Annotated in this window: 6 protein-coding genes, 1 tRNA gene and 1 other RNA gene; 4 read left to right on the forward strand and 4 right to left on the reverse strand. The window is 28.5% G+C overall.

Annotated elements, in window-relative coordinates:
• The coding region (locus ABIN73_10150) for a hypothetical protein (GenBank protein MEO0270087.1) at positions 1-888 on the reverse strand (888 nt) is incomplete at its 3' end.
• 57 nt (positions 889-945) lie between these two features.
• Here ABIN73_10150 and ABIN73_10155 point away from each other — a divergent pair.
• From ABIN73_10155 to lipA, 4 genes are all read left to right on the forward strand, one after another.
• Entirely contained in the window at positions 946-1449 is a 504-nt protein-coding gene (locus ABIN73_10155) for a hypothetical protein (GenBank protein ID MEO0270088.1), read from the forward strand.
• 12 nt (positions 1450-1461) lie between these two features.
• Positions 1462-1843: RNase P RNA component class A (gene rnpB, locus ABIN73_10160), an RNA gene on the forward strand.
• A 43-nt stretch (positions 1844-1886) separates the two neighbouring features.
• Positions 1887-1959, forward strand: a tRNA-Asn gene (locus tag ABIN73_10165).
• Positions 1960-1974: 15 nt separating this feature from the next.
• Positions 1975-2883, forward strand: coding sequence for a lipoyl synthase (lipA, locus tag ABIN73_10170; protein MEO0270089.1), 909 nt, complete (start codon positions 1975-1977; stop codon positions 2881-2883).
• 22 nt (positions 2884-2905) lie between these two features.
• Here the strand turns inward: lipA and ABIN73_10175 are convergent, their stop codons facing one another.
• The 3 genes from ABIN73_10175 to ABIN73_10185 all read right to left on the reverse strand — a co-directional run.
• The gene (locus ABIN73_10175; protein ID MEO0270090.1) at positions 2906-3322 is read right to left on the reverse strand and encodes a CoA-binding protein; all 417 of its coding nucleotides are present in this window, start codon (positions 3320-3322) and stop codon (positions 2906-2908) included.
• A 49-nt stretch (positions 3323-3371) separates the two neighbouring features.
• Positions 3372-6089: a PD-(D/E)XK nuclease family protein gene (locus ABIN73_10180; protein ID MEO0270091.1), complete on the reverse strand. Its 2718-nt coding sequence runs from the start codon at positions 6087-6089 to the stop codon at positions 3372-3374.
• A partial coding sequence (locus ABIN73_10185) for a 3'-5' exonuclease (GenBank protein ID MEO0270092.1) occupies positions 6079-7982 on the reverse strand: 1904 nt, incomplete at its 5' end. The genes ABIN73_10180 and ABIN73_10185, both read right to left, overlap by 11 nt.

A 7982-nucleotide genomic window follows, 5' to 3' on the forward strand; every position in this document is an offset into this window, starting at 1 on the left:
AATGTTACTTGTATCACTCCACCATCCTGGATTTACGAAAGTTATTGTTTGATTCTCCATTCCTCCGGGGAAATCAAAAATTGAGACAACTCCATATTTAGAAAAAGGGTAATTGAGAAATCTTTTTGAAAAAAAATCTATTGCTTCTTTGTGAAAAGGTTTTAAACGTTCAGCAACAATTCTATTCTTTTCGTCTACTGCATAATAAAAAAGGGGGTTATCCTGATAGTAATCATAAAGAATCTGATATTTATGATAAATAGAAAAAGCAATGAGGTATGTTGCTATATTGTGGGATTCATAGAAAACAAAAACAGTGGAATCATGTTGAGGGTATTCTGATTTTTGCATTAAAAGTCCATTTGAAATGGCTTCATATCCATAAGGGACATTAAATTTAATTTTAAGTGTTGCTTTATCATAGGGTTCATCCCAGCAGGGGAAAATCCTTCTTGCATCCTGGGGTTCAGAGAAAGTAAAAACCATACTGCTCGGGTGAAAGAAAACTCCCCTCATTTTATCAACTGGAAAATTGCCAGGATAAAATTTATAAAAGTATACTTTAAAAGTTAATGTTTCGCCTTTAAAAATTCTGTAAGGAAGAACAAATTCAACAAGGTCAGAATCAGGATAAAAAAAGCTTAAAATTTTTCTATTCATAATGCGAACACTATCAATGAAAAGATCATCTGCCTCAAATTTAATACTGTTAAGTGAATTTTCTGTAACAACCACTATAAATTCTACATAGCCTGATAGATTTCTTGTTTCGGGTCTTATTTTTAAATTTATATTGTAATGCAACACATCATATCCTGGAGAACTCCTTTGAAAGGGGTAAGGTCTTACAAAACTCAAAGAAAACATAAAGAAAAAAATTAACTTCATAATTTAAGAATAAGGTAAAATATTGATTTTTTTCATTTTTTATCTTATATTTTTTTGATGGAAATATTTAAAATTTTCTTTACATTAATAGGGCTTTTGATGAAGAGGATATATTTAACCATAATCTTAAATAAAAAATTAAGAAACTATAAAAAATATCAAAGAATGTTAAATTTTTTGAAAAGTTATTCAGAGGAGCACAAGAAGCTAATAGATTTTTTAAGGCTTAATTTAAATAATCCTGAAATTTGTTATGATAAGAAAAAACTTAAAATTCTTTCTTCTTCTGAGAAGAAAATGAAAGAGTTAAAGAAAAAATTAAAATTTTTAAAGAAAAACAAGAAAGGGAAGGAGCTTTACACCAGTTTAATGGTTTTACTTGGTATTCATTCAAGGGAAATATTTTTTATAAGAAAGTATTTTAATTCTTTTAAAAAAAATGATCCTGAAATGACAAAGTATTATCTTTTTGTTATTCAAGACCTTTTAAAAAAGGATGAAAAGGCATCAGAAGAATTTGTGGAAAGTATTGAAAATTTTATAAAAGGACCTATAATTTAATATAGGAAATGGGGGTAGGACCGGGTGGTCGCTCTTCCTTTAAAAGGGAAGGGAGGAAAGTCCGGACTCCAGAGGGCAGGGTGCCTTCTGAAAAAGAAGGTTCTTCCCTTCTTGGGAAGAAGGAAAGGGCAACAGAAAAAATACCGCCTTATCCCTTTATAGGGAGGGTAAGGGTGAAAAGGTGGGGTAAGAGCCCACCGGTCACGGGGTAACCCGTGATGAAGGGGTGAGATGCCCCTATCCTGATAAATTATATCAGGATCTTTGCAACCCCCACCCGGAGCAAGGCAAACAGGGGAGGTTATGGGAGTGGCCCGCTCCCACGAATCCCCGGGTAGCCGCATAGATAAATGACCACCTTAAACAGAATCCGGCTTACGAGTCCTGCCCCCTAAATAATTGAAAATTTTTTTAATTTAAGTTATAATTAAAAAGACGCCCCGGTAGCTCAACAGGCAGAGCGGCGGGCTGTTAACCCGAAGGTTGCAGGTTCGAGTCCTGCCCGGGGCGTAAAATTTTTTTAAATTGAATATAAGAAAACCAGATTGGATTAAAATAAAACTTTCATTTAATGATAACTATGCTGAAGTTAAAAAAACTTTAAAAATAAAAAAACTTCATACTGTTTGTGAGGAAGCACTCTGTCCAAATATTAATGAATGCTGGGGAGAAAAAACAGCAACTATAATGATTATGGGGGATATATGCACAAGAGGGTGCAGATTTTGTAATGTTAAAACAGGAAATCCAGGTGGATACTTGGACCCTGATGAACCGAGAAGAGTTGCTGAAGCAATAAAAGAATGGAATTTAAAATATGTTGTAATAACTTCTGTAGATAGGGATGATTTGCCTGATGGTGGTGCCCTACATTTTGCAAAAACTATAAGAGAAATAAAAAAATTAAATCCTCAAATCTTCATAGAACCTTTAATACCTGATTTTCAGGGAAGCATAGATTCTTTAAAAACAGTCCTTGATTCAGAGCCTGATGTTCTCTCCCATAATGTAGAAACAGTTGAAAGGTTAACACCGGTTGTAAGGGATAGGAGAGCAAGTTATAAAATAAGTTTAAAAGTTCTTGAAAATTCCAAGAAATTAAAACCACATATTTACACAAAATCAAGTATAATGCTTGGTCTTGGAGAAACTGAAGAAGAAGTTATAAAAACCTTAAAGGATTTAAGAGAAGTAGGGGTTGATATAGTAACAATAGGTCAATATTTAAAACCTTCTTCCCATAAAAAATTCCTTGAAGTAAAGGAATACATTCATCCTGAAAAATTTGAATATTATAAAGAAATTGCACTTGAAATGGGATTTTTATACTGTGCTTCAGGTCCTTTTGTAAGAAGTTCTTATAAAGCCCATGAAGTTTTCATAAGCGGTGTAATTAAAAAATCCCCCTTTATTAATGATTTTTACGCAGGCTAAAGCCTGCGGCTACCAAAAACTTTTAACCTTCCTCTATCAATCTTTTATACTCTTTATACATACACCTATCCTCTATAACTGTTATTCCATACTCTTCTAACTTTTTAGCACTTTCACTTTTAATACCTTCCTGAAGCCATAAAACCTTAATATCACCTCTTGATTTTTTCCTATCAATTACCTCTTCAACAATTTTCGGAACCTCCTCTTGGGGTCTGAAAACCTGCACAATATCAATCTCTTCTTCTACTTCTTTTAAACTTTTATAACTTTTTCTGCCAAGAATCTTATCATGATTGGGATTTACAGGTATAACATTATACCCTTTTGAAATTAAAAAAGCAGGAACCCTTCTCGCAGGCTTTTCAGGATTATTTGAAAAACCTATTGTCGCTATGTTTCTATAACTTAAAAGAATTTCCTTGATTTTTTCATCCATAATTTTTTCCTCCTTTTAAAATTAATTATAAATAAAAAATCTTTACAAACTAAAACTCTCCACATATACCACGATAAGGACAACTCTTACAATTTCCTGTCTTTGAATCTGGCTCAAAAGGAATATCCTTATTATAAATCTCAGTCAAAACATTAAACAAAATTTCTTCCGCCTCCTTCAAATTCAAAACACTCTTTTTTGTTCTTTTTATCACTTCTCCAAACTCAAACTCTTTAATTTCTCCTGAACTGAATATATAATAGGCTCCTCTTTTTACTAAAGAATCATTCATCTTACTGTAAATCAAAGCATAAATTGGAATTTGAAGACTTTTAACCTCCTCTTTAATTTCCCTCCTATCCTTAAAATTAGAAGGAACACAAGGATAATTTAAATTACTTCCTGAACTTTTATAATCAACAATCCTAAAAGAACCAAAAAGTTCATCTATTCTATCAATTTTTCCTTTTATCTTTACTTCTAAACCATCAATATTCATAACTTCTTCAACCCTTACCTCTACACTTCTTAAAATTCCTTTTTCCTCTTTAATTTTTTCTATAAATTTTCCCATCTTTAAAATTAAATATTCTTTCCTTACCCATAAAGTTTCTCTCTCTTTACCAAAAAATTCATCAAATTTTTCTGACAAAAAATTTAAAAAATTATTCTTTAAACTATCATTCCATCTAATCTCCCTATCTTTAAAATTCATGATATAAAATTCTTCCATAACCCTGTGCAAAAATTCACCAAGTTTTGTGCTCTCAATATCTTCCTCTATACCTTTTTCCTCTTTATTTTCCAAAATAACTTTTTGATAAAAACTAAAAGGACACTTTAAATATTCATCAATCTCTGTAACATGAAATCCTTCCTCTCCCTTCTTTTTCAAAATATTAATAACCGTTTCATCCTTTTCTATAACTTTCCTTTTTTCTTTTGTTAAAAGGGGAGTATAACTATAAAAGGGGATTTCATCATATAAAACTCTTCTTTCCTCTTTTTCCTTTTCCCATAAAAGTCTCTGAATAAATCTTGATTCAGAATAACCCTCATTCTTTTCATCTTCATAAAATAAAAGATAAACCTCATGAGCATTTTCTACTATCTGATAAAAATTATAAGCATAAATGGATTCATTTTCTTTGTAGGAAGGTAAATTAAGTATTTTCCTTAAACTTTCAGGTAGAATTGGGTCATATTTATAACTTTTAGGATATATTCCTTCTATTAAATCAAGGAAAAAAATAACTTCAAAAGGAATAAGCCTTGCTTCAAGAACCCCTATTATCTGAAATCCTTTTAAAGGATCCCCCCTTAAGGGAATGATTTCTCTTTTTAAATAAAATAAAATTATTTTAGAAAGATCCTCTATCTCAAACTCAATATCCTTTATCTCTGTCTGGAGAAGTTTATTAAAAATTTCAAAAGTTTCATTCATAAAAATTTCAAAAAGAGTATTTTCTTTACCTTTAATCCTCTTATATAAAATACCAAGAATTTCTCTCATATTTTCAATAAAATTTTTTATAGTCTTTACCTCTACAAAAACACAATTTAAAATGAAAAGGAATTCTCTATCAAAACTATCTTCTACAACTTCATTAAATGAAAAATAAACCTTGCCCTTTTCCTGATTCAAATTCTTCACTTTATTATCAATTTTTATAACCTCATCCTTAAAACAAGATATAATAAATGGATGATTTACAAAATTAAGAAGAGAACTAAAATATACTTTATTATCCTTTGAACTTTTTCTAACTTCAAAGAAATTCCTTATTAAAGAAAATAAGGGAGTTAATCTAAAAGAATAACCCATACTGATATTAAAATCTGAATCTATATCAGTTCCTATCTCACCAATAAGTGATTCAAGATGCAAGGGTTCAGGTAATATTATACCAATTTTTGTAGCATCTCTACTTTTTAAAACATCTTTTAACTTTTCCCTGATATATATTGATTGAGTATAAAAATCATTTAACTTAATAAAATTAATTTTTGGCCTTTCAAGTTCAGACTCAACTATTTTATAATTAAATCCATTCTTTTTCAAAAATTTAAATATGGCATCACTTTCCCTCGTCATCAAAAATATCATCTTTGTTGGACACTTATCCATTATCCTTTTAATAAAAAACTCTTCAAGGGGAAGAAGTGCATAAAAACCTGCAAAAATTACTTTTTTATAATCAAGATCAAAATCCATTTCTTTCAATTTTTTAAATAAAATAAAATCTAAAATTTTTTTTCTTCTCAAAATCTCATCACAAAACTCTTCTTTAATTTCCTTCAATATGTCAAGAATTGCCTTCACATTTTCTGGAATATCAGCATATTCCTTTAAAATTTTTACCTTTTCAAAATCAACTTCATTCATAATAAGCTCATCCATTGCTTTTAATATCCTTAAACCCCATTCAAAGAAATCAGAAAACTTTTCTCCAAAAATTTTTTTATCCTTTTTATCAAAAATATCTTTTAAAATATAAACAGCATCAAGTATATCAATAAATTCAAAACTTTCTTTTTCCACTAAAACTTTATAAGCAAATTCCTGAAAAGAAAAAACCTGAGGCATTATAAAAGGCTTTTTTAATTTTTCATGTAAAATTTTCTTTAAATAAACCTTTGGTCTTTTATTTGGAAAAATAATTAGAATTTCAGAAAAATCATCCCCTTCCTTTAAAATTTCATCACATATTTTTTCTAAAATATTTTGAGGTGTTTTATAAATAACAATTTCAGGTTCAAATTTCATAAACTTCCTCCCTGTCTAAATATATAAGATAACCTTTAACCTTCTCACCGAATATTTTTTTAATTATATTAAGATAGTTTTTAACCTGCAAAAAATGGGAATCAGACTTTTCATTACCTGTTTTAAATTCTATAACCTTGATTGTATCATCAAACACTATTCTATCAATACGATAAACCTCTCCTCTTTCATTTACCACCTCAAATTCTGTCCTTATTCTCTTATCAGTAAAAAAGAATTCTCTTAAAAATTCCTTTTTGATTTTTGTTTTAAAATAAATAACTTTTTCAAAGGTGCTCTCATCAAAAGATCCATACCTTTTCCAAAGTGATTTTGCCCTCTCATAGGATTTTTCAATTTCTTTATCAAAGTTTAGTTCATTCAAATTTTTTATATTAGAAAGAACAAGATGTATCCATTCACCCCTTAATAATTCCTCGTGATATAAAACTTCGCTTTCAAATTCACTTTTAACAAAAAGTTTATTTTTTAGTTCCTTTATAGAAATAGGATTTCTTCTATAAAAAATTAACTCTTCCTTCTCATAAAATCTTCTTTCAACTTCTATTTTTTCACCTATTTTATAAAATTCCCTTTCACCAAAATTTCTTTTCAGAAAATCAAGAATAAAATTACCATAATTTTTTTTATTATTATCACAAATTACAAAATAAATCTCTTCTTTTGCCCTTGTCAGCGCAACATAGAGCAAATTTAACTCTTGAATTATGTTTAAAGTTTCATTATAAAGTTTTACTTCCTCATCACATTCTTTTTTCAAATAAACTCTTGGATTTTCAACATCTTTATCATAAATAATAAATTTATCCCTTTCCTCAAATTCAAAAAAGGAAGAAAAAAGGGAAATAACAACATTAAACTCAAGTCCTTTAGCTTTATGTATTGTCAAAACATTTATCGCATCCTTAGAAGAGGGAGAAAATAAGTAGGGAAACTTTTCAAATTTTTTTACAAATTCATAAATTGATATATTCTCAACCTCTTCACATGTTCCTTTTAAAAGGGATAGGAGATGTAAGTACTCTTTTAAAAATTTTTCAGAAATTTTAAAAACACAATCAAATTCAAGTAAAAGATAGTAGGGAGAATAAATTTTAGATAAATCTTTAAAATATTTATAAGTTTTTTCAAAAAGGGGAGAAATTTTAAAAAATTCCTCTAAATCTCTTTTATCACTTAAAAGAAACTTTTTAATAATTCTTTCATCCACTTCAAAAATTTTTGAGAAAAATTCAGTTTGAATTAAATTAAAGAAACTATTTTTATCATTTTCATTTACGAGAATCTTAAAGAAATAAATTATTGTTCTTATCAAAGGTAAATTTTCTATACTAACATCATAAGAGGTATAAACAGGATAACCCTCACTGAGTAAGAAATTTACAATCTTTTGACAATCATTATTTTGTCTCTCAAGTATCGCAATATCACCGTAACTTCTTTTTCTATTTTTTAACAAATCATCAATAATTTCTTTTAAATAAAAAAGAATTTCATCCTCAGATTCACTCTTTGAGCCCCTTATAACTTTAAATTCAATATAACCACCAGAATTTTTATCACTATCAGGTTTCTGTCTAACATTCTTATATACCCTTTCTACTTCAGAAAAATATTTAATATAATTTTTCTTATTATCACTTATTCTGGAAAAATAATTTTTTAAATTTTTAATATCAAATATATCATTTACAAAATCTACAATATTTTTTAAACTCCTTTTATTTATATCTTTATAAATAAATTCAAAATCCTTTTCTTCAATCTTACTCTCAAATTCTTTGATAATATCATCAAAAAGTTCCCATCTTGTTCCTCTCCACCTGTAGATTGATTGTTTAGGATCACCAACATAAAAAAAACTTCCTTTGT

Source organism: candidate division WOR-3 bacterium, assembly GCA_039804025.1.
Lineage (GTDB): Bacteria > Hydrothermota > Hydrothermia > Hydrothermales > JAJRUZ01 > JBCNVI01.

Coding starts and splice junctions, on each gene's coding strand:
- ABIN73_10175 (MEO0270090.1), bottom strand. CDS start 3,322: ATGGATGAAAAAATCAAGGAAATTCTTTTAAGTTATAGAAACATAGCG.
- ABIN73_10180 (MEO0270091.1), bottom strand. CDS start 6,089: ATGAAATTTGAACCTGAAATTGTTATTTATAAAACACCTCAAAATATT.
- ABIN73_10155 (MEO0270088.1), top strand. CDS start 946: ATGGAAATATTTAAAATTTTCTTTACATTAATAGGGCTTTTGATGAAG.